The organism is Paenibacillus sp. FW126-R14 (genome assembly GCF_058789495.1).
This window is the reverse complement of sequence record NZ_JBYTBS010000013.1, coordinates 107,925-129,342: the sequence shown is the minus strand read 5'-3', so window position 1 is coordinate 129,342 and position 21,418 is coordinate 107,925. Positions and strand designations below refer to the sequence as shown.

Below are 21,418 nucleotides of genomic sequence, written 5' to 3'. Positions count from 1 at the left end.
TTGCTTTTTTTAAAAACCATTTTTCTGAATGGTAGCCATGTCCTAAAGTCATTAGTTCTTACTTATGGGACACCCTCTTCTTGCTCGCCGAAGAGACCGCCTTGTGCCTGCGCCAGATCTTGAACTCCACGGCTTCATACCCCTGGATGACGGTCATCATTGCTTTCTGCGCCAATGACGAGCGCTTAAATAATTGATGGACGAGAACCGCGGCAGCGCTGCCGATCAAGGCTCCGGCCAGAACATCAGACGGATAGTGAACCCCTGTCCAGATTCTTGAGAAAGCAATGCATGCTGCGAGTGCAAGCCAGATCGCTCCGTCTTTTCTCCGGTATAGCCAGATCGCTGTGGCGATTACGAAAGCACCGAGCGCGTGATCGCTCGGGAAGGAGGCATTCGCCGGATGCGCGATCAGTTGAATGACGTGATGGGCGACAAACGGCCGGTCCCGGTAGAAGAAGTGCGAGAGAAGTCCGCCGAAAGCGAATGCTGCGCATGCGGCTATGAGGGCTTCGCCCACCATTCGGCGATTCGCTTCTTGCCGCGTAAACCAATATAGGACAACTCCTATATAAAACACATATTCGGCATAAGAGGCAAACAAACGCATGATTGGGTTCAGAACGGCTATTGTATCTCCTAATTGATTAATGGTTTGAAACCAATGATAATCCACCTGTGAAAACTCCATCTTCATCATCCTTTATTTGTACTAAATGCCCCGTCAGCGGCATTTACAATGACTTTACATGATGAAGATGAGAAGAGCATGAGAAATGCTATTTTATTGAGCAGATTGGCTAACAGGCAGTTTAATGCTTACGGCAGTCCCTTTGTTCTCCTCGCTTTGGATGGCCATTTCACCTTGATAATTGCTTACAAACTGTTTGGCAATGGATAACCCTAGTCCAGTACCTGCGATCTCCCGGTTTCTCGCTTTATCCACCCGGTAAAACCGGTCAAACACATAGGGCAAATCCGCCGGCGGGATACCGATGCCATGATCTCGCACTGTGATTTGCACGTCATTTTTCAAGCGCTCTCCCTCCACTGCGATCCTCTTGTCATTCGTCGAATACTTTACTGCGTTATCCAGTACGATTAAGAGAATCTGCTCTAGATGCAGCGGGCTAATAGAGATCAGAACATCGTCCATTTTCTCTGTGTTCGCTTGAAATTCAAAATCGGCATGGAGAACCTTAAATCTATCCAGCGTTTCTTGGATGAGAGGAACCGGCGAAATAGGCTTCGCATTTTCAGCCAGAAATTGAGATTCGACTCTCGTAAGCGTTAGAAGCTCTTGGACGAGCCCTTTCATTCGCCGTATTTCTTGAAGCGAAGCCTGCAAGGATTCTTCTAAGACTTCTGGATTCGATTTGCCCCAACGATTTAATAGCGACAAATGGCCTTCCATAATCGTAATCGGCGTCCTCAATTCATGCGAGGCATCCTCGACAAATTGCTTTTGCTGGCGAAAAGAAATTTCCAATTGATTCATTAATCCATTAAACAGCTGCGCTAAACTGGATAGCTCATCTCCGTTTTGTATATTGCTTACGCGCTCCGTGAGTCCTTTCTCTTTGACGCTCCGTATGGCGGAGGTTAGTGCCCGGATAGGATGCATGAATTGCCTCGCAAGAGCTAAACCGCTGAGTGCGCTAATGAAAACCGCCAGCACCCCGCCGATCAGCATCACCCACAATAATGTCGCGCTAAAATGGTCAAACGTTTCTAAGTTGCTGGCCAGCTCTATGGTTCCAACGAATTTTGCGGTTTGGATTGGACTTCGATAAATAAGAACGTGATCTTCATTAGGGGTCGTGTCGAACAGCTCCGGCACAATGACCGGCTTCGGGGTCACCCAATTTTCATTAAAATGATTGGCAACCGTTAGAAGAGGCTCTCCCTCCTGGCCGATGATGCGCACGAATTGATTTTTCCCCATCATTTTCTCAATGTAAGGCCGGCTTTCCGCAATTTGAAAACCATCGTCCGACTTCAATTTTTCCTGAAAATAGTCCTGCAGCTGGGCCATGCCAACTTGAATCTTGTCCCGCTCCTGGTTCATCATCCACTGCTTGAGAACAAGATATTGGGCAAAGTTATACGTCGCAAACAGAAGGAAAATGAGCGTGGTTGCTCCTAGCATGAGCTTCCACTTGATGGGGAGCTGCCGTATAAAACGCAAGACTCGTTCCATCATCGCAGGACATACCCGATTCCCCGGACCGTTTGAATGAAGCTGTTATCACCAGCTTGATCCAGCTTGTTCCGCAAATACCGGACATACACATCGACAACGTTCGTCTCCACCAAAGAATCATACCCCCACACATGATCCAATAACATATCGCGCGTCAGCACCAGATTAATGTTTTTCATGAACATCACTAAGAGATCGAATTCACGCTTCGTCAGCTCAACGACGTTCTTATCCTTATAAACAATACGCGCATCCGTATCCACCGTAATATCGTGAAAAGAAAGCATCGCATGCGGCCCGTTTCCATCCAACTCCATACGCCGGAAAATAGCTCTTACCCGCGCCAACAATTCCTCAATGGCAAATGGCTTAGGCATATAATCGTCGGCTCCGCTGTCTAGACCCGAGACGCGATCAACGACGCTGTCCCTGGCGGTCAACATCAGGATCGGAGTCTTCTTGGCAGCACGAATGCGCCGGCAGACCTCAATTCCGTTTAGTCCCGGCAGCATCACATCGAGCAGTATCAAGTCCCAATTATCTTGAAGGGCCAAGTCCAACCCCGTTTTCCCGTCATAAGCCGCGTGTACGGCAAACGATTCATGCTCCAGTTCCAATTGAATGAAACGGGCCATGTTTTTTTCATCTTCAATAAGCAGTACTTTCTTCATCGCCATCTCCCCTAAGCGTCTTTATTCTAAGTATAAGTCAAATCGATGAGAAAATAATGAGAAATCATCCAATACATAGTTACCATCTAGTCTGAAGACTAAGGTGTCTTTCTATTCAAAGGCGCTAGCGACGAACAACCAACTTTTTGCACGCATAAGATGTATGAAGGCGCATGACCTATATATCCGCTAGAAAAGGGTGCTGTTGATGGCAAATAACATACTGGTCATTGAGGACGAGGAGAAAATAGCAAGACTGCTGCAGCTCGAGCTTACGCACGCCGGATATTCAGTCGAGATCGCTATGGATGGTTCCGAAGGGCTGCAGAAAGCATCGCAAGGACTATGGGATCTCATCCTGCTCGATATTTTGCTCCCTGTTCATAATGGCTTTGAACTCATTAAAACCTTTCGTGCCGCGAACAACGAGACGCCGATTATTGTAGTAACCGCCTGTAAAACTACCGAGGATATTGTGAATGGATTTGACTTGGGGGGACATGATTATGTCACCAAACCCTTTCACATGGAGGAGCTGCTGGCTCGGATTCGTGCCTGTATTCGCCATCACCAACGATTGCATGACACGGAGAAAGAGCTTAAACATCAGGATTTCATGGCTTATTCTTTGAAAGAAACGACGATAAATCTTAGAACAAGGCAAGTGACGCAGTACGGTAAGAACATCGATTTGACGCCAAAAGAATTTGAACTTCTCCTCTATTTCATTGAGCATCAGAATGAGGTTCTTAGCCGCGAACAGCTTATGAACGATGTATGGGGATACGATTTTTTGGGGAATTCGAATTTGGTCGATGTCTATATCCGATACTTGCGTAAAAAGCTGCTGGCCCCGTACCCGGTTATCAAAACAATTCGCGGCATCGGATACTGTTTGGAGGTGAGCGGAGATGAAGATTAAAACAAAAGCCTCCTTACTGTCTTTTGTATGGCTAATCTGTATTCTGCTTCCTCTCACCTTCGCTATCTATGTTCTCTATGCCAGAATGGAGAAAGAGGAGGAAATCGCAACGCTGGAAAGTGCAGCGAATATCATTCTCGAAAATACGAGTCCAACCGAATTGCTGCAAGAAGGCAATACTCGTATTCTCAGAAAGTACCTCCCTGACCACACCATGATCCGGACGCTCGATCGGTCTTCGGCGGTGATCAACCTGGCTTCCCATACTTTCGAATTTTTCGTCGTTCCTCCCAAGCATACCGATTCCCCGGAAGCTTACTCGCAAGAAGTGAATCACGAAACCGTACTCATCGTCCGGACGCCGATCCGCCAAGGAGCGAATATTCTCGGAACGTTGGAACTCGTCTCTGAAGCCAGCGAATTGAAAGAAAATTTATACCGTTTAGTCAGCATTATGTGCGTCGTAACGCTGACAGCTATGTTGATCTCAATTTCTGCAAGTTTTTTATTGTCCAAACTGATCTTCATGCCGCTTTCCCGCATGGTTCAGACGCTGAAGGAAATCCAAACGAATCTCCAAATCAAAAAACTTCCCTTAAATCATAAATCGAAGGATGAGCTTTACCAATTATCCGAAACATTCAACCACTTGATGGAACGTGTGGAGACAAGCATGCAGAAGCAGAGACAGTTTATTTCGGACGCCTCGCATGAATTCAAAACGTCGCTCACGATTCTGGAAGGATATACATCATTAATTCGCAGATGGGGATTCGAGGAGATCGACCTCCATAAGGAGGCCTTAACCGCTATACATGAGGAATGCATTCGCATGAAGCATGTGACTTATCAATTGTTAGAACTAGCCGATCTCGAGCATGAGGGGCAGCTCACAATGAGCTGTTTCGATCTTGAAGCTCTGTGCAAAGAGAGCATTCAACTGCTGCAGCCTCTTTCCTCCAAAGAAATCAGGCTTATTTCTTCTGCAGATCACTTCCTCATAAATGCCGATAAAATGAAAATGAAGCAAGTGATCCTCATTATTCTGGACAATGCGTTGAAATACGGCAAGCAACTTATTGAAGTCTATCTCAGCAGGACGGATACATCGATAAGCATTCGAATCAAAGACGATGGGATTGGAATCCCGCCGGAGGAATTGCCTTTCGTTTTCGAACGCTTCTACCGGGTAGACCGTTCCAGAAACCGGCAAACAGGCGGTTCCGGCTTAGGATTATCGATTGCTAAACGCCTCGTCAACCAACACCAAGGAACAATTGAAATCCACAGTGAACTTCAAAAAGGAACCGAGGTTATTATCTCTTATCCCCTAATAACAGACATAAACGAGGATACTTTGCAGCATCCCCGTTTCTGATCGAGCAACCTTATTCGTCATGAGATAAAGCCAGAATTAATGAGACGGCTTCGGCACGTGTGGCACTTTCATTCGGTGCGAACATATTGCTGCCCCTCCCGCTGAGTATGCCCTGTTGATGAGCTGCCGCCACTTCGGCTTGCGCCCATGCTGGAATGCTCTCTGCATCTGTGAAGCCCGGCTTCGCGTTCGCATCCACTTTCAGCTTGAGCGCCCGTGTGACGATCACAGCCAGTTCCGCACGGCTGATTTCCCGGTCCGCTCGGAAAGTGCCATCTTCATAGCCATTCATAATACCGGCTTTAACAATGGAAGCAAGCTGCGGCTTCACCCACGCCGGTATGTCCCCTGCATCCGTGAAGCTTAACGGCTCTTTGCCCGCTTCCAGCTTCAATACTCTGCTTAACAGCACAGCAAACTCTGCGCGTGTAATCTGTTTATCGGGGCGGAAGGTTTTGTCTTCATACCCGCTTATCAATCCCAGCTTAGTGGCGCGCTCAATGAGCGCTTTAGCCCAATGTTTCTCAACATCGCTGAATATGTTGATGGCAATGACCGGTGGCTTGACCTCGAGGACTTCCTTCGGCTGCTCTTTATATGGCTTAATACTTGAACTATCCCAGACGAACTCCACATTGTAATCGCCTGAATATTTGCCTTGGGTCGTAATTTGCGCGATGATTTTGGAGGCTGTATCCGTAATCGGGAACTGCAACGTTTTTTCATTGTCTTTGACATTCGTCGATATGACCTCCGCTTCTGTCAAAGTGCCCCTATTATCGATCTTCAGCGACTTCACTTCCTGGTAAGCTACCGTCACTTGCAGATAGCTCTTGCCGGCTTTGACGACGAACTTCGCGGGATGTTTCATATAAGCATCCACTTCCGCCTTATTGGCAGAACCACGAACATTGAACGCATACTCCAGCACATATTCACCATCGACATACCGATCGGCCAGCGGTCTCTCCCCGCCGGTCACTCCTCCAGCGGCACCGCCTGCAACAGCTTTTAAACTCGATCTGTCAAAAGCCAAATGAACATCGTATTTATGCACATAATTCATAGCCGGCCAATTCACATCGACCCAGCCATGGAGCTTCTCATCCAAATTGGCAACGTTGAATCTATACGTTCTGGTGTTGTTCTTTTCATCCGTTGAAGATACTTCCGGTGCAGACAAGCCGCCGCCGTTGTCGATTTGGAAATCAGGAATTTCTTTGCTGTTTTTAAGGGTGAACTCGAAATACATCGAGCTGCCGCTCACCGTGAGTTTCCCCGGGGTAACAACGTAATCTTGCATGACAGAAGTGGACGAAGCATTGTATTTCAAAAACTTATACGAAATGCTGTACGTTCCGTCCGAAATCCCGTGTACATTCACCGGTGTGGCCGGCCCAGGTCCTCCCGTGCCAGGATTTACTTTCGCCGGTTCCAGCTCGGCAAAAGCAATTTCAAATACGCGATTCGTCTGATCGGCGTCAACCAGTGTCAGCAGATAATTAGCCGTGCGATCCACGTCGAAGCTGAATGAAGAGGAGCTGCCGGATGCGCTCAGAATCGCAACCTCGTTATTCTGTTTGGCCGCAGCTGCAGCTTGTGGAAGCACATCTTCCAGGGAGCCGTCCGTTTTTTTCTTTTGAATCTTCTTCAAGATTACCCCGGTGTTTAAATGAAATGTCACAACCTGCTTGCCACCGCTCACCTTTAACTTGGTCTCGGATGACACAAAGCTGCTGATAGGCGCACCGGTGCCGTCTTTAATCCCAGCCGGCAGTAGAATCAAATAGTCTGCTTCTTCCAAAATAAGAGAGGCTTGGAACACTTGAATCCCTCTTTGCAAAGATGAGACGGCTGCATCCACCGCCTGTTGGGAAGATGCCGCACTTAAGGCTGCAGCTTTGACAGTCTCAATGGCTGCCTGCAAAGCTGCCTTGGCCGAAGCAGGATATTTGCCTGCCCCCGTTCCTTCCGCAGCCGCTTCTAATTTGCTTTGAGCCGAAGCAATTAACGCGTTCAAAGCAGTTTTGTCCGTCGGGGACAGTTTCAAACGAATTTTATGGTCCATTTCGTAAGGTTGGCCGTTAAAGCTCGTCGAAACGTGTACTTGAGCGTTGATCAGAGTTGTCAGGTCAGCCGTCTCGAACTGAACCACACGCGTATTCGCTGCCGTATCCGTGCTGATCACTTTTGTTTCCGTCAAAACGCCGTTCTGCTCGACTTTAAAGCTCGGGACGACTGCACTATCATTCAGAGTCAGCGTCACTTTAACCTTCCCGCTCTCCCCGCTGTACTTGCCCGGCTTAGCGAAATATTTATCCATCGAAGAGAGCTCATCTTTCGTTGCATGAAGGACACTGAAATTCAGCTCATGCTGATCTTCGGGAATAACCGGCTGATCGAATGCCAGCTCCACTTCATATTCGTGATCATATACAGGAATAGGTGGCGGGAGCACCCAATAAATTTTGACCCAGCCGTTCAAGCGGGCGCCAAGATCGCTCACTGGAAAACGAATCACGCGCGTATTGGCAACCGTATCTTCGCTCATTTTGTCCGTTTCCACCAATGCGCCTTTTCTCTCCGTCTTGAATGAGAGAATTTCGGCATTCTGCTTTAAGGTAAATGAGACGTATTGGTTGCCGCCTTCCACAATCAGTTTCCCGCTGCCCGCCACGACGTAGTCGTACATGACAGACGGTTCGCTGGTTCCTTTTTTGTAGATATGGAAGCCGATCGGATAGACTCCGTCAGCTGGCGGTTCTCCGCCAGGTCCCGGAACAGATATGACGGACGTTGCTTTAAAATCATCCAGCGCCTTTGTCAATCCTGAACTGTCTGCGTCTATTTGCGTCCGGGGCGCCGCCAAATTGGCCGCCGTTACTTTGGCTGCGTCCAGCTTCGCTTGCAGTGCCGACTTGGCAGCCGCATAAGTCTGTTCGGCATTTGGCAGCGCCACCGCTTCACCGATATACTTTTGCGCGTCGCCAACGACTTGGTTCAAGGCGTCGAGCTGATGGCCATTATAGCTGATATAAACTTCTTTCGTTACGCCATTCAGCTTATAGCGAAGATAAGAGCGACCATCCCATTTCGTATTGTCAACGCCCGCTCCGCGAACGAGCACTTGATATACGTTTTTTTGTGCATTGGAGCTTTTGACAAGGAGCAGCGCCCGGTTGGCTTCATTCGCATAATCCAATCCGTCTTTGATGAAGCCCGCGCCATTGTTCTGGCTCCATCCCTCGGGCTTAGACTGAACCACCTCGGAGGGTGCTGCTCCATTGAACGTGAGATTGGCTCTTACATAGTCGATGCCATTATCTCGCGTTTGAATAATTTCAGCCGTTCCGCCAATTTCCGGAGCGTTCTGCGACGGTGTCGATGTTGGATTCAGCGAGTCGAGGATGATCAATTTAGCGGGTTCGGCGGCAACGTACTCATTGCTTGTATAACCTTTAAGCTGATTGATCGCTTTGGTCACATTAGACGCTGTGGCGTAAACGTTCAACAGCACGGTCTGTGCTCTTCCCAAATAAAGCTGTGTACTCTCCTTAGAGCCTTTGGTATATTCGCCTGATGTGACCGGAGGATAGTTATAGCCCTCTTTGCACTCCGCGTACCCTGCTTCATGCATATTCGCCTGATCTTTCATAGCCGTATGAACGAGCGAGCGGAGATTGGTTTTATCGACTTGCGAAACAACCTCATATTGATAGATGCTCAATGCCGACGTAAGTGAAGTATAGACGGCTTTTATCAGCTCCGGGGCCGTGCTCCCCATCGCGATAAAATTATCCGCAAGCACAATGTTCGTATACAACGGCTGCTTGGAGCCTGTCGGATAATTTCCGTAATTGGTTCCTTCGTATGTGCTTGCATATACGGACTTGGAAACAGTGATCAAATCTTGCAGCTGGGGCAAGGTAATCGGCTGCTCTGCATTGACGCAATTCCCAGCATTGTTATTGCCCGGCAAACTGCTTGTATCGATTTCCAACTGGACGTTGTACCAGTTATCGTACACAAATCCGGGAGGATAATCAGGATCATCTTTGATTACGACATGCATAAGTACATCCGGCTTCTTACCAATGTCCTCCATTGGGATTGTCGTAATCCAGTTGCCCGAACCGTCGGCAGAGGCCCGGACCGCGTAATTCTGATAACCGTCCATACCTATAATTTGCTGTGTGTCGGCATTAATCACCGCTTTGGCCGATCCTGCTTTGCGAAAACCGATGTATTTAAAATAGCTGTAGTATTTTTGTGTAATTTGATGCTCGAACTGTAAGCTCCCGTCCTTCACAATGAGCTTGCCCGAGCCTGGTACGGACAAATAAATATTGGCAGCGGAGGAATCGGTCGTCCCGTCTTTTAAATATCTGTAAGTAACTGCGTAATCGTTGTCCGGGATCACACCCGCCGCCTTCGCCATCCCGGTATCGATAGAAAAGGCAGATAGAAGCGAGGACAGGAACAAGGCCAACGAAACCCATATGGCCATAATTTGTTTCACATGGCTCTTCAACTTTATGTACACTCCTTCTTATTCGGTATTGGAGCAAAGACAAGCGCCAAAGCGAAAGCGATCAGGATAGATCACGTTTCACCTCGGCGCATTGACTTTTCAACGTGTCTTGGACGTCGTATTAATTCCAGTGAATAGTAAGATTATAAGTTTGCGAATGAGGTCCGGCATTTACGTAAAGCTGAGTATCGATATCTTCCGTCGGGTCGGAGTTCGTGAAAGTGAACACCGTGTTGCCGCTGCCATTAATTGATTTGGACGCAGTAACAAAAGTGCCGGTACCGTCGTCTGCTTTTAAATCCCCATAGCTATTGCCTGTCAACGTGACGGTAACAGTCGTTCCTGTTACGTCCGCGGAACCGGCAATATATCCGCTGACATGAGAGTTGTAAGGAGAAGTGGCGCTCCCGTTGTAATAGAATTCATAGGTTTTGCTTGCGGCGAGAGCAGGAACTGCAAAAGCAAGAACGAGGGCAAATACCAACATCATCATTGAGAAAGATTTTTTGATCGACAAATTCATTTACAAACACTCCTTCATTATTTTTAATTTGTTATTTCTAACGGATTGATTTGGTGTAATCGGATTTTCAAACTTTTGAAGCAGCGGTTACAGAAGCCTCCTTTCTACCAAGGACTCGTGAACGCCTCGAAAACATGGGATATGTATAGATAATGATAATCATTATCAATCGTGATGTAAAAAAAAAGCTTCTGCGGCTTCGACACGTTGATCAGGCCAATAATCTGTGTCTCTTCACGGTGAGCTCATCGAAGATGTGTGCACCATCTATCGACAACCCTATATTAGCTATGTGCCACAAAATTTGTCAACCCTTTTTTTATCAATTTTTCTAAAAATTTCTTTCCCCTACGTACAAGAGGAGCGCGACCATTGAAATCAACAGACGCGCTCTGGATACGTTGAGTCCCACGTTTTGGGCAGATTTATCCTATCCGCATGATCCAGGCATCCCCCAATTTTTCATCGTAAAAAAACATCAAGGACACACATTCGTCTGCTCATGCGCATGCGAAAAGGGGTCACTACTTGTTCTTCTCTTGGATCAGTTTCATTGCGAGGCTAACGGCTTCAGCTCTTGTCGCGCTGGCCTCGGGAGCGAACTTGTTGTGATCACGTCCGCTAATCATGCCCGATTCTGAGGCGGCGGCGACTGCAGCCTGTGCCCATTGGGGGATAAGCGCTGCATCAGAAAATAACGGCCTCGCATTGGCATCTGTTTTTAATTGCAGCGCGCGCACGACGATAACAGCTAATTCCGCACGTGTAATCGTGCGATCGGCGCGAAAAGTCCCGTCTTCATAGCCGCCAATCAGCCCGGATTCCGTGACCGAGCCCAGATCGGGCTTTGCCCATTCCGGAATGTTGAGGCTATCGGTAAAACTTAGCGGCTTGGACGCAGTCGGAAGCTTCAAGGCCCGATTAAGGAGCACAGCAAACTCCGCACGGTTGATTTCACCATCAGGACGAAACGTACCGTCTTCGTAACCGTTCACGACTTTTAAATTGACAGCCTGCTCCACAGCCGTTTTGGCCCAATGATTCGTCATATCTTTCAGGCCAGAAAGAACCTTCTCCTCCTGGACAGGCGCAGGTCCGGGTTCCCCCGGAATGGCTTTGAGCGTTGATGGATCCATAATCAGATCCAGATCATACTCGTGGTCATAAAGAAATGACGAGCTGACCTGCCAATAAATTTTCACCCATCCCTGTATTTTACTCTTCAGATCCGGGACTTCAAACTGCACGGTACGTGTATTGTTAAGCTCATCCGCTGAGATGATTTCCGGTGACGACAGATTGCCGGCTGCTCCCAGCTTGAATGCCGTAATCTCCTTGCTTTGTTTCAGCGTAATCTGCATAACCATTTTGCCGTTCTTCACTAGCAGCCTGCCGGGGTTTATCACATAGTCCTGCATCACGGAAGCTTGTTCCGTATTGTACTTGCGAAATTCGTAAGCCAAGCTGTATGTCCCGTCGGCAATCCCCTGTGGGTTCGCGGTTAGCGCTGAGACATAAACGTTCTTGTATGTGCCATCTGACTTATCGGATGCAGCAACAATCTTCGCTGGACAAAATAATTGCAGCTGTCCTAATAAGGCTAGCGAAACAGCGGGCAATAGGAACTTAATCTTCATGGTTAGAAATTTCCTCCTTTGAGCGTTCAAAAAAAAGACAATGATAATCATTCTCAATAATTACCAATGCGTTGATAATAGCTTACTGCTTTAAAGGATGTCAACCCTATTTTTCGAAGTTGATCCCTAACGCGCATAAATCTCAATACAAATGAGCCTCTCACCCATCTGGATAATTCCCCCAAAATAAGTATTGACAATGAGATTGATTCTCAATTAAAGTGAGTAGTGAGAATGATAATCATTATCTAGATGTGAACTCGCGGGCTGCAAAACCGGCCTCTGCCGCCCCGGCTGAAGCGATGCACCTAAATTTCTAATACATGCTGTTGATTAGGTGAACTACAGGGCCCTATTTTGGCGGAGTGGGCTGCTTTCAGGTTCCTGGAGGAACTACAGGATCTTATTTGCACCAAAAACTTTTACACCGCTTGAAATCGACCTTTGAGACGACCTCGTCAAGCCTTATCTCTTATCGCTTATCCCGAAATGATTTCACCTGCAAATCCTTTGTAAACACCAGCTTATAGCAGAGCACGCTCAAAAGAATACTTGTAATAGCTGCCGAACCCGTAAAGGAAAAAACGATTAAAATTTGATAGCGCACAGCCTCAACCGGTTCGGCGCCTGCTACGATCATTCCTGTCATCATGCCGGGAAGCTGAACAAGACCCACCGTCTTCATACCGTCGATCGTCGGAATCATGCTGAATTTCACCGCTCGTTTTCTCACTTCGTGCAAAGCTTGTCCTGCAGTAGCACCCAGCGATAATAGCGCTTCAATCTCGCCTCTCGAAGCCAGCACTTCTCTTTTGAGTTGGTTAACAAACAACCCTGAAACAATCATCGCGTTTCCGATCGTCATCCCGCTAAGCGGTATGATATATTGCGGAGTCGGTTGAATCAGATGCAGCCCCAGCAGTAAACCCATCATCACGATTTCCATCGTCGTTATTGAAAAGGCGATCCGCCAAATAATGCCTTGCATCCCGTCGCCTCGCTTGCCTGCGTTCCAAGATGCGACAGATATCATAAGAGTAATGATGATCAATAAATACCAAATATTATTAGTTTGAAAAATATACTGCAGCACATATCCGATAAATAACAATTGCAAAGAGGATCTGATCGTACCGACCGCGATTTCTTTTTCTAATCCCAGCTTCTGCCAAAAAGAAATCATCATCGTTGCCATAATGAACAACAAAGTAAAGCTAAGAGACAACAATGTCATGGCTGTACCTCATCTTCCTTGTACTGGATGAATGCTCTTGCCGACTCTGTAGCCGGCTTTCGAAAAAATTCCGCAGTCGGCGCATCTTCCAGAATGGTGTTGCTCGACATATACCAAACCCTGTCACTGGTTCGTGCCGCTTGCTCCAGCTCGTGTGTAACCCAAATCAGTGTGGTCCCTTCACTTGCATGCCATTGCTGCAGCAATTTCTCTACAGCCCTTGTACTAATCGTGTCCAAAGATGACGTAACCTCGTCAAGCAGAAGCACGGCCGGGCGCAACAGCATGGAACGAATCAGAGCAATCCGCTGCATTTCCCCGCCGGACATCTCGCCGGCTTTCTTGGTTATGTCCAAATGTGCAAGCCCCGAAGCCTCTAATAATTGGTCTGCAAGCTTTCGGTCAAAAGGCTGACCGTGCAGCCGGCTTACCACGCATAAATTGTCCAGGATAGTGCCAGGCAGCATAACGGCTTGCTGGGCAACATAACAAATTTGTTTTCTCCAGCTGCGAGGTCCCACCACACGAAAAGAGGCCCGCTCAAAGATCATATCTCCTTCATCGGGAGTGTTCAATAAAGCCAATGTGCGCAAAAGCGTGCTTTTGCCTTGCCCGGACGCACCGATTAGAGAAATTCGTTCTCCTTGCTGAATCTGTGCGGAAATACCGGCAAATGTGTATGGAGATTTTGAATTTTCCTGATCGTAGGAAAGCTTAGCTAAACCATGAATTTCAAGCATTGCATGTTCCCTTTCATGTATTTCTTTTTTTAAAATATATACTTACTTATTTTAGCACCCTCATATAATGGGTCAACATTAGAAAATTTCAATTGAAAAAAAGACCGCCGTCACATCAACGGCAGCCTTGCTCCAGTCTTATTTGATTCATTAACCGCTTAACGCCGACACATGCTTCCTCAGCTTCATCGTCTCGATGCCGGCCAACAGCACGATGCCGATTCCATGCGTATCGTTCAACTGCCACGTCAGCTGATCCTTGTAGTACAGCTTACTAAACGAATAGCCCGAGCCCCGGCAGACGCCGTACACGTTGCCATATTTGTCGATGACATAGCGCGTCAAGCCGTCCCAACCTTGCAGCACAGCCTCCACATACGGAGCCGCATCTTCCAGCCAGCCGAACCGGACGCCTCGGGCGAACGCGTAGATGAACATCGATGTGCAAGACGTCTCCGCATACGACTGCGGATCTGTCAGCACTTGATGCCAAAGGCCCTGAGCCCCCTGCAAGCGTATGTAGCCTTGGCACAGCTCGCGGAAAAAAGCCATGAGCGCCGGACGGTCCGCATGCCCGGACGGCATAACGGCCAGCAGCTCCGTTAACGAAAACAGCACCCAGCCATTGCCCCGCCCCCAAGGCACGCCATTTCCTTTGCCGAATTTAAAGTCGAAAACATGATGCATAATGCCGAGCTCGGGTATGAACATCAGCTTTTTATACTGCAAAAACTGCTTCGCCGCATCATTCAAATACGCCAAATCGCCCGTAAGCTCATAGTACTTGCTGAGAAATGGCGTGCTCATGTATAAATCGTCGCACCAGACCGTATCCTTCATGAAATCGGTCGTTCCCCGCGTCCGGTACAAGGTCCCATCCTCAAGGCGGCTCTGCTCCTGCGAGATGTAACGGGCTATGCGCTCGGCTGCCGCTTCCGCCCCTGCCAGCCTCCGGAGTTTGTGAGCCTCCAGCATAGCCGCACCGAATGAGCCGCAGTCGTCCAAACTGTCGATCAGCGCCAATTGGTGATTCACGCCCGGCGACCCGTACTGCGCTTGGTCCCAAACACTATAGGCGTGCAAGGACGTACACTGTTCGATATGATCGGCGGCATAATTCGTATAATGCGGGTCCTTGAGCTCCTCGCCTGTTCGTAAAATGCCGTAAAGCGTCACACCGAGCGGATAGTTCCATTTGCCGTAAATGGCATTCTCCAGATACGGCCGTATCCACGCTCCGGGCATATCGGCACGCCAGAATGTGCGCTCTCCATCTGGGCCGAACGCTGCATCCATCCGGGTGATGACCGATGGCGAAGGGGCGTATTCAGCGGAGAAAGGCCCCGCATACAGCCACCCGTCCCGCAGCCCTTCAACCGGGTAAGGGGCGATTCGCCTCACAGACAAGGCTCCCGCTCCGCGTTCGATCTCCAGGCTGACGCCCCAAGCCGCGCCCGCGCAAGTGGAACGGACAACGAGATCGTGAATTCCGAACGGGAGCGGAAATGTCAGATCAAGCGGACCTGCGGACGGCTCCTCGTGCCTCTCATACACCGGAGCGCCGTTTACGTACACGGTCAGTTGACCTTGGTACTCGCCTGTCAACCTGACCGTTTGCCTACTCGGGCTCCTGTTCTCCAGCTTCGTCCACGCATAAGCGATCTGCCCTCGCCGCTCTCCATACATTCGGGCAAAGCACCCGGCACTCCGTTCCTGCGGCGTCCATTCCATTTGCGGGTACCATGGAGCCAGGATTGCATCGGCACCGTTTTCCTCTCCGGCCCCAGGCATGACTTCCCATGCTGCCGATTGCGGGGAGCTGTATACCCATCCCTCTTGGCCGTCCCGGTCTGCCGCAGGGGCAAGAATGTGCATCGGGAACCCTTTTATGCTCCCCGTTCCGAACTTGCCGCCACAGCCTGTTGCGGTTTTCACAAATTCCAGAACAATGTGATTCCAGCCTTTGACGAGCCCCGCACGGAAGTAGCTGCTTCGATCCGGGAACACGTCATCATTCAGGTTCGATGCAAATACCTGCGTCCCATTCACCAAGATTCGTACGGGACTAAAGCAGCTTACGCTGAACGGGTGCTCAGTCTCTCCGTCACTCCACAGCTTTCCCCATACGTAGACAAATTGCCCGTCCTCCAGCTTCGGCCATCTCAGCGCCAGATCCATTTCGTAGCGGTAATCCTCCCCGCGCCGGAAGCCCTCCGTCCTGAATACCCGGTAAACCGGCGGATGCTTAGGATTAGCGCCGATAAACCTTCCGGCGACGGTCGCCAAGATATGCGCGTCAGATTTCGCTTTGCCAGCAATCGATTCATTTGGGTGAAAATACGGGTTCATGTTCATCGCTTCCTCCATTAGACCGGGATCTCGCCGCCGGGGTACAGCGTGGAGCTCGACAACCTTTTGGGATGCGGCAGCGGAGTTCCGGACGGCTTCTCGGTCACATCACGAGGCTCGCTGGCATAAATCGCCATCGTCTCATCATTGAAGATAATCACCTGCTCGCTTCCGGTGCCGAACAAATCGCCATGTACGGCATAACCTTCAAGCGGAAACGAAACCACCGCATTCATCTCGCCGTCATATAAGGTTGGAAACACGCCGCCCCCGCGCCGATAAGCTAAAATGTAATCCGGCGCACCCTGCTCCCAGCCGCGTAGAGGCTCAATGATGGTCAGCCAGCCGTCCGTCTGGCGGTCTTCCTTCCAGATCTCTTGACCTGCGCTATCCAAAAGAAACAGCGCGTCTTTGCCTTTCAGACCCTTGCCGTCATCTTCACGCACGAGACGATCCAGCCCGGCGATCTGAAGTCCCGGCAAGTCGCTGCGGAACCGGCCGAGCGCAATATGCTGGGACTCGATCGAGCCTTCATAACGCCAAAGCTCCTGACCATGGCGGTCATACATGACTGTGACACTGCCGCCGATGACCAGCTCCGGCTCCCCGTCGCCGTTGACATCGCCAACCCAAATACAGTCTGCGTGGTCGTCCAAATCCCGGCAGCTCCACATAAGCCGGCCATCGTGATCAAGCAGGTCATATCCGGCCATGACCTCATCGAGTCCGTCACCGTCGAAATCGTAAACCCACGGAAAATGCCCCGGATTGCCTTCGTGTTTCCACAGCAGTTTAAATTCGCGATCGAGCGCCCACATCGTGTGGTAGCGGTCTTTCAGAATAATATCTCCGGCCGTATCGCCGCCGGTCAAATTCGCTACAATGATGCAATCATGCGCCTGCTCGCCAGGCAGCTCATGAACAGCTTTTACCTGTCCGTCTTGACCGTCCAAGATTACGAATTGACCGTTCATCACGCATAAAACCTCCAGACGGCCGTCACCGTCAATATCGGCAATTTGCGCCGGATAATCCGAGCCTTGACTTCCAGCTCCGGGGTCCGGCTTGCCGGTTTGCCAAAGCAGATTGCCTTCCAAATCGAACGCCGTCAAGCACTGTACCTGGTGGGGAATGTACCGCACATCCTGGCGGTTGTCAGGCTGCACCAAGAGCACTTCCATTCGGCCGTCTCCGTTCAGATCGCCTAGCAGCATTTTGCAGCGGGGACCCGCCGCCCGAATATCGATTTTTCCAATGAGATGTGGTTCCTTCAACGTTTGTTGCATCCCGTATCCCTCCCTGTGTTGGTGGCCCCTCGTTTGATCGTAATAAACGCTAGCACAAACAGCGTAAACAACATTCCATCTGCCTACAATCGTACTTTTTTGAACCGCCCAAAAAGGGACTATGCATTTTTTGCCGGGTTGCCACTTTCTTGCTCGCAAGAGCTGCGTCCCCTTCAAATCAAGGGGGAATCTCGGCTTACCGTGCATACAGCTCCGCACCGTTCAAGGGAACTCCATTCCCTTATTTTGAGGGATAGCCCACTCTCGAGAGCTGAAGGGATACTACAGGGTCTTAATCGCATCAATGTGACTCCATCCTGTTCAAAATGGCGAAATAGCGGACCCTAGTTCCCGCTTTCCTGCTCAAAAGGCTGCTTTAGGCAAAATAGAGCCCTGAAGTTCCCCCTAAACCGAAACGCCCCCCTTCCCACTATGATCGACTACACGGGGGATTATTGCTTCGGCTGACTTTGAGATGCCAAAAAAGAACTGACCCCGAAATCGGAGCCAGTTCTCTTACTGACATCTTACAGCTGCTTCTGCTCCCCGCCCTTCACTTCCAGCGGCTGCCCGTCAACACTTAGCCAAACGCTGCGGAATGACGGGTTATACACAAAATCCATCGCCGCCGAAAACTTCAGCTGTTCAAAAGCTTTCGTATAATCAACGATTTCCATGTTCGTTGCATACCAGATGTCGGGCCTGCCGCCGGCGTACGAACAAAAATTCTCGATAACATCCCAGTTGTTGTCCTGATCGAATTCGTAGCTGTGCCCCCATACGTACATGAGGTACAAGTACTGCGTCTTGTGCAGCCCGAGAAACGTTTCCGCTTGCTGCATAAGCTCATGTTTATGATGGCAGGTCGGCTGCCACTCATGCCAATCGTCCGGCATGCCGAAGTGGCCTGTGCTGGGGACAACTCTCGCGTATTCAATGCCGAGCCCCGGCAGCAGCTCCTTGATTCGGCGGTTGTAGGAGCCGTTCGGATAGGACATGCCGCGTACCGTATAGCCGACAATGCGCTCCAGGTTTTTGCGGTCTTCCAGAACTTCATGAACGATGAGCTCTTGCGGACACCTCGCAATTGTCGGATGGGTCAGCGTATGCACCGACACTTCGTGACCTGCGTAAAGTGTCCGCACCTCTTCCTCCGTCACCCGATCCGGCGTGCCGAATAACCCTGAATTGATATGGAAAGTACCTTTAATAGCGTTCCGATTAAAAATGTCCACCAGCCGCTTGTCGGCGTTCCGGCCATCGTCGTAGCTCATGGTCAGCGCTTTATGGCGCCCTTCGGGAAAACACATGACGACTCTTTTCATGGATACATCCTCCCCTTCCATTAGCGATAGTCCTCCGGAATCGTATCCGGAATAAATTCCAGCGCAATAATCGTGTTCAATGACCATTGGGCCGCCTCGTTCGTGTTCATCCAGTCGATCTCTTTGAGCTTATCCACATGCAGAACAACAACGGAGTCCTTCTGCAGATCGACGCGGGCAAACGTGTTGCCCAGCAGAATAGACCAGCATGTGCGCGCTGTTTCTTTGTCCTGCTTGTAATGGGCGCCATAAGCGACGATCGCCACACTGAGCACAGGGTGTTCGAAATGTTTGGTGCTGATATCTCCATTCGTCAGCGCATCCTTCTCTTCCTGCGACTTGTTATAATACACGCCGAAATCGGCCAGCATTTCCTCCCACTTCGGATCTTTCAGCATATCGGCGAGCTCGAACCATACCTGCGGGCCGCCCATGCATATCGCCAAATGCCGCCCCCAGTTATCATCGCCAAGCGGCGTCAGGACGCCGGTTTTCGGGTCGTAGCCATACGTTGGGCCGGAGATTAACCCATAGTTGGCGCCTTTGATGCATTCGATACCCACCCTGATTTTATCCCGGTATGCGGTGTCCTCATATCGCTCCCAACGGGTCATCCAGTTGGAGCTGAAGGCCGCCCAATCCGGGCCCACGCGAATATGCGTCGGGTGCTCATCCTTCGGAAAGTAGGCCCGCATCGGGTCCAAATGGACCGTCGTGAAATCCGAATCCTTCACTTCGTCCATCATATCCCCGATCCGCTCGTCGGCGGTCAAATAATAGTAGTAGCGGTGCAGCCCCGCCATGGCAATGCGGGCTTCTTTGCAGCCGCAGCCCCAATGAACGACATTGTGCCGCGAGCCAAGTCCGGCATATTCGCCGAAATGGTACACATCGACTTCGCTCGTATGCCGGGTCATCGCCTCCGCCATGCGGAAAATATCGTCCCGGCCCGAGCGCAGAAACATGATCCACAGCCACATATTGGGCGCGAGCTCTGTATTTTGCCAGGCGCAGCCGCCTAGATCGTAGTTCCATACGTGCCGGACCGGGTCATAGCTGTGCATATAATCGCCATAGTCCCAGAAACCGTACCATTTGCGCTGCTCCACCTCATCCTGGTAAAAGGCGATGATGCCGTCCAAACGCTGCTCCAGCGCCGCCTTTGCCGGACTGCTCCGATCAGGGAGACTCCAATAGCCAAAGGCACGAGCCGTCTGATAATGTTCCGGTTCGCAAACGAGTAAAGCCGGATCTTGCACTTGCATCAGCATGCTATCCAACCTCTCCGGACTTGGTGCGGCGGCCAGGCTCCACAGCGTCATTTCGCTCGTATTCGCGATACCGTACGGCGTTGCCCGCAGTTCCTCCGCCCCCTCATAAGACGACTCCACATGCGTTTCGGTATCGTAATGGCGGAGATCCATCGGCGCACAGTCCGGCGACCACAACCACACCGTCAACGACGCTTCCGCCTCTGCCATGCCTCCCGCCTCCAAACCGGATGGGTGCTTCTCCCAAAAGTGGCGCAGCCCGGCAGCCAAACCGCCGCCTGCACCGCCGATATAGCCAAGCCCGCCTGCGCGCCGCCCATCCGTCACCTTCACCCAGCTGCAGGCCGCTTTCGTCTGCTTCCAGATCCGGTAATGGTCCGACGAATCCTGAACCAGCTTAAAATTGTTCCACGTTGCCGAATCATCCAGCAAGCTCAAGAAATAAGCGTCCTCCTGCCCGTCAAAGGCAACCTCCTTGCCAAGTGTCTGACGCTCAAAGAGCTCCCGGTACTTCCCCTTCGTACGCCGCGTATGCAGCGTTTTCGGCGATTCGCTGAAGTACCCGTTATCCCCGGCAAAGCGGACATGCCGGTTATAATGGGGCCCCCGCATCGGCACCTTGAAACGGATGCCAAGCCCTTTGATATAGTCCTCGTTCGGATTGCCGTCATAGTGAAACGTATGAACAAGCCGGATTGACTCCAAGCCTGCGTAGACATACAGCCGCAGCGAGAAAGGCAGCCATTCCCGCGAGCCGTTCACCGCGCGGTGCCTGCCGCTGAGCTTCACCACCGCCCGGACCGGGCCGTCCTGCTCCACAACCGCCTGATGGATGCGGCTCTCGAACGGCTCCTCCGTAAGCGTCCGGGTCCCGGTCACCTCGGTGCGAGCTACCTTCAAGCAGATCAAGTCGCCTCCGCTGCATACTTCCGACCCTTCGCGAACGATGCTGCGAAGCCAGTACCCACCCTGTTTGCCCAGCGTGCAAACCATAACTCCCGTATCCAGCGTAATCGTATCGTCCGTCTCCCGAACGATGACGGCGCTGCCCGGAGCAGGTCCGCTTCCTTTGACAATGGTGAAGCTGTCTATCGAACCGTCTGGAACTGCAGCCGCATGGGCCGACCATTTGACACTGCCATCCGGCCAATAAGCGGTCGGCCAGCTTTGCAGCGGGATGATGCTCTTGCCGTCTGCTCCCGTTAGAAGCAAGGGCTCCTCCCGGCGCAGCTCGCCCTCCCTCCACGGTATTCCCCAAGTTACGCCGACCGGCATGGACGCCATGTTGTTCTTCGATAACCAACGCAGCTTCACTTTCTTTTCCGTTTCCATCTATGCATCTCCCTTA

General features: G+C 50.5%; 14 protein-coding genes. 2 read left to right on the top strand and 12 right to left on the bottom strand.

What is annotated here, in order from left to right:
- Positions 1-58: 58 nt before the first annotated feature.
- From AC3WRW_RS11705 to AC3WRW_RS11695, 3 genes are all read right to left on the bottom strand, one after another.
- Entirely contained in the window at positions 59-691 is a 633-nt protein-coding gene (locus tag AC3WRW_RS11705; RefSeq protein WP_492546496.1) for an undecaprenyl-diphosphatase, read from the bottom strand.
- Between the two features lie 93 nt (positions 692-784).
- The gene (locus AC3WRW_RS11700; protein ID WP_492546495.1) at positions 785-2,203 is read right to left on the bottom strand and encodes a HAMP domain-containing sensor histidine kinase; all 1,419 of its coding nucleotides are present in this window, start codon (positions 2,201-2,203) and stop codon (positions 785-787) included.
- On the bottom strand, positions 2,200-2,874 hold the full coding sequence (locus tag AC3WRW_RS11695) for a response regulator transcription factor (RefSeq protein WP_492546494.1): 675 nt from the start codon (positions 2,872-2,874) through the stop codon (positions 2,200-2,202). The genes AC3WRW_RS11700 and AC3WRW_RS11695 overlap by 4 nt, the downstream gene beginning before the upstream one ends.
- 208 nt (positions 2,875-3,082) lie before the next feature.
- Between AC3WRW_RS11695 and AC3WRW_RS11690 the strand changes: the two genes are divergently transcribed.
- Entirely contained in the window at positions 3,083-3,796 is a 714-nt protein-coding gene (locus tag AC3WRW_RS11690) for a response regulator transcription factor (RefSeq protein WP_492546493.1), read from the top strand.
- Complete coding sequence (locus tag AC3WRW_RS11685) at positions 3,786-5,174, top strand: HAMP domain-containing sensor histidine kinase (protein ID WP_492546492.1); 1,389 nt, start codon at positions 3,786-3,788, stop codon at positions 5,172-5,174. The genes AC3WRW_RS11690 and AC3WRW_RS11685 overlap by 11 nt, the downstream gene beginning before the upstream one ends.
- 10 nt (positions 5,175-5,184) lie before the next feature.
- Here AC3WRW_RS11685 and AC3WRW_RS11680 read toward each other — a convergent pair whose 3' ends face one another.
- The 9 genes from AC3WRW_RS11680 to AC3WRW_RS11640 form a co-directional block, all read right to left on the bottom strand.
- A complete protein-coding gene (locus tag AC3WRW_RS11680; RefSeq protein ID WP_492546491.1) occupies positions 5,185-9,693 on the bottom strand; it encodes an NEAT domain-containing protein in 4,509 nt (1,502 codons plus the stop codon).
- Positions 9,694-9,826: 133 nt separating this feature from the next.
- Positions 9,827-10,228, bottom strand: coding sequence for a hypothetical protein (locus AC3WRW_RS11675; RefSeq protein WP_492546490.1), 402 nt, complete (start codon positions 10,226-10,228; stop codon positions 9,827-9,829).
- Positions 10,229-10,752: 524 nt separating this feature from the next.
- Positions 10,753-11,865 carry an S-layer homology domain-containing protein gene (locus AC3WRW_RS11670; RefSeq protein WP_492546489.1) on the bottom strand — a complete coding sequence of 371 codons (1,113 nt, stop codon included), beginning with the start codon at positions 11,863-11,865 and terminating at the stop codon, positions 10,753-10,755.
- 472 nt (positions 11,866-12,337) lie between these two features.
- Positions 12,338-13,099 (bottom strand): ABC transporter permease, encoded by a 762-nt coding sequence (locus AC3WRW_RS11665; protein ID WP_492546488.1) that lies wholly within the window; start codon positions 13,097-13,099, stop codon positions 12,338-12,340.
- Positions 13,096-13,839 (bottom strand): ABC transporter ATP-binding protein, encoded by a 744-nt coding sequence (locus AC3WRW_RS11660; RefSeq protein ID WP_492546487.1) that lies wholly within the window; start codon positions 13,837-13,839, stop codon positions 13,096-13,098. Before AC3WRW_RS11660 ends, AC3WRW_RS11665 begins: the two co-directional genes overlap by 4 nt.
- A gap of 150 nt (positions 13,840-13,989) precedes the next feature.
- A complete protein-coding gene (locus AC3WRW_RS11655; protein WP_492546486.1) occupies positions 13,990-16,194 on the bottom strand; it encodes a glycoside hydrolase family 88/105 protein in 2,205 nt (734 codons plus the stop codon).
- Positions 16,195-16,205: 11 nt separating this feature from the next.
- On the bottom strand, positions 16,206-17,474 hold the full coding sequence (locus AC3WRW_RS11650; RefSeq protein ID WP_492546485.1) for an FG-GAP-like repeat-containing protein: 1,269 nt from the start codon (positions 17,472-17,474) through the stop codon (positions 16,206-16,208).
- Positions 17,475-18,001: 527 nt separating this feature from the next.
- Complete coding sequence (locus tag AC3WRW_RS11645; RefSeq protein WP_492546484.1) at positions 18,002-18,799, bottom strand: polysaccharide deacetylase family protein; 798 nt, start codon at positions 18,797-18,799, stop codon at positions 18,002-18,004.
- Between the two features lie 20 nt (positions 18,800-18,819).
- The gene (locus tag AC3WRW_RS11640) at positions 18,820-21,402 is read right to left on the bottom strand and encodes an exo-rhamnogalacturonan lyase family protein (RefSeq protein ID WP_492546483.1); all 2,583 of its coding nucleotides are present in this window, start codon (positions 21,400-21,402) and stop codon (positions 18,820-18,822) included.
- Positions 21,403-21,418 lie beyond the last annotated feature (16 nt).

What these genes read in the sequence shown, in the direction of transcription:
- AC3WRW_RS11705 (WP_492546496.1), bottom strand. Translation starts at nt 691, where the DNA reads ATGGAGTTTTCACAGGTGGATTATCATTGGTTTCAAACCATTAATCAA.
- AC3WRW_RS11700 (WP_492546495.1), bottom strand. Translation starts at nt 2,203, where the DNA reads ATGATGGAACGAGTCTTGCGTTTTATACGGCAGCTCCCCATCAAGTGG.
- AC3WRW_RS11695 (WP_492546494.1), bottom strand. Translation starts at nt 2,874, where the DNA reads ATGAAGAAAGTACTGCTTATTGAAGATGAAAAAAACATGGCCCGTTTC.
- AC3WRW_RS11690 (WP_492546493.1), top strand. Translation starts at nt 3,083, where the DNA reads ATGGCAAATAACATACTGGTCATTGAGGACGAGGAGAAAATAGCAAGA.
- AC3WRW_RS11685 (WP_492546492.1), top strand. Translation starts at nt 3,786, where the DNA reads ATGAAGATTAAAACAAAAGCCTCCTTACTGTCTTTTGTATGGCTAATC.
- AC3WRW_RS11675 (WP_492546490.1), bottom strand. Translation starts at nt 10,228, where the DNA reads ATGAATTTGTCGATCAAAAAATCTTTCTCAATGATGATGTTGGTATTT.
- AC3WRW_RS11670 (WP_492546489.1), bottom strand. Translation starts at nt 11,865, where the DNA reads ATGAAGATTAAGTTCCTATTGCCCGCTGTTTCGCTAGCCTTATTAGGA.
- AC3WRW_RS11665 (WP_492546488.1), bottom strand. Translation starts at nt 13,099, where the DNA reads ATGACATTGTTGTCTCTTAGCTTTACTTTGTTGTTCATTATGGCAACG.
- AC3WRW_RS11660 (WP_492546487.1), bottom strand. Translation starts at nt 13,839, where the DNA reads ATGCTTGAAATTCATGGTTTAGCTAAGCTTTCCTACGATCAGGAAAAT.
- AC3WRW_RS11655 (WP_492546486.1), bottom strand. Translation starts at nt 16,194, where the DNA reads ATGAACATGAACCCGTATTTTCACCCAAATGAATCGATTGCTGGCAAA.
- AC3WRW_RS11650 (WP_492546485.1), bottom strand. Translation starts at nt 17,474, where the DNA reads ATGCAACAAACGTTGAAGGAACCACATCTCATTGGAAAAATCGATATT.
- AC3WRW_RS11645 (WP_492546484.1), bottom strand. Translation starts at nt 18,799, where the DNA reads ATGAAAAGAGTCGTCATGTGTTTTCCCGAAGGGCGCCATAAAGCGCTG.
- AC3WRW_RS11640 (WP_492546483.1), bottom strand. Translation starts at nt 21,402, where the DNA reads ATGGAAACGGAAAAGAAAGTGAAGCTGCGTTGGTTATCGAAGAACAAC.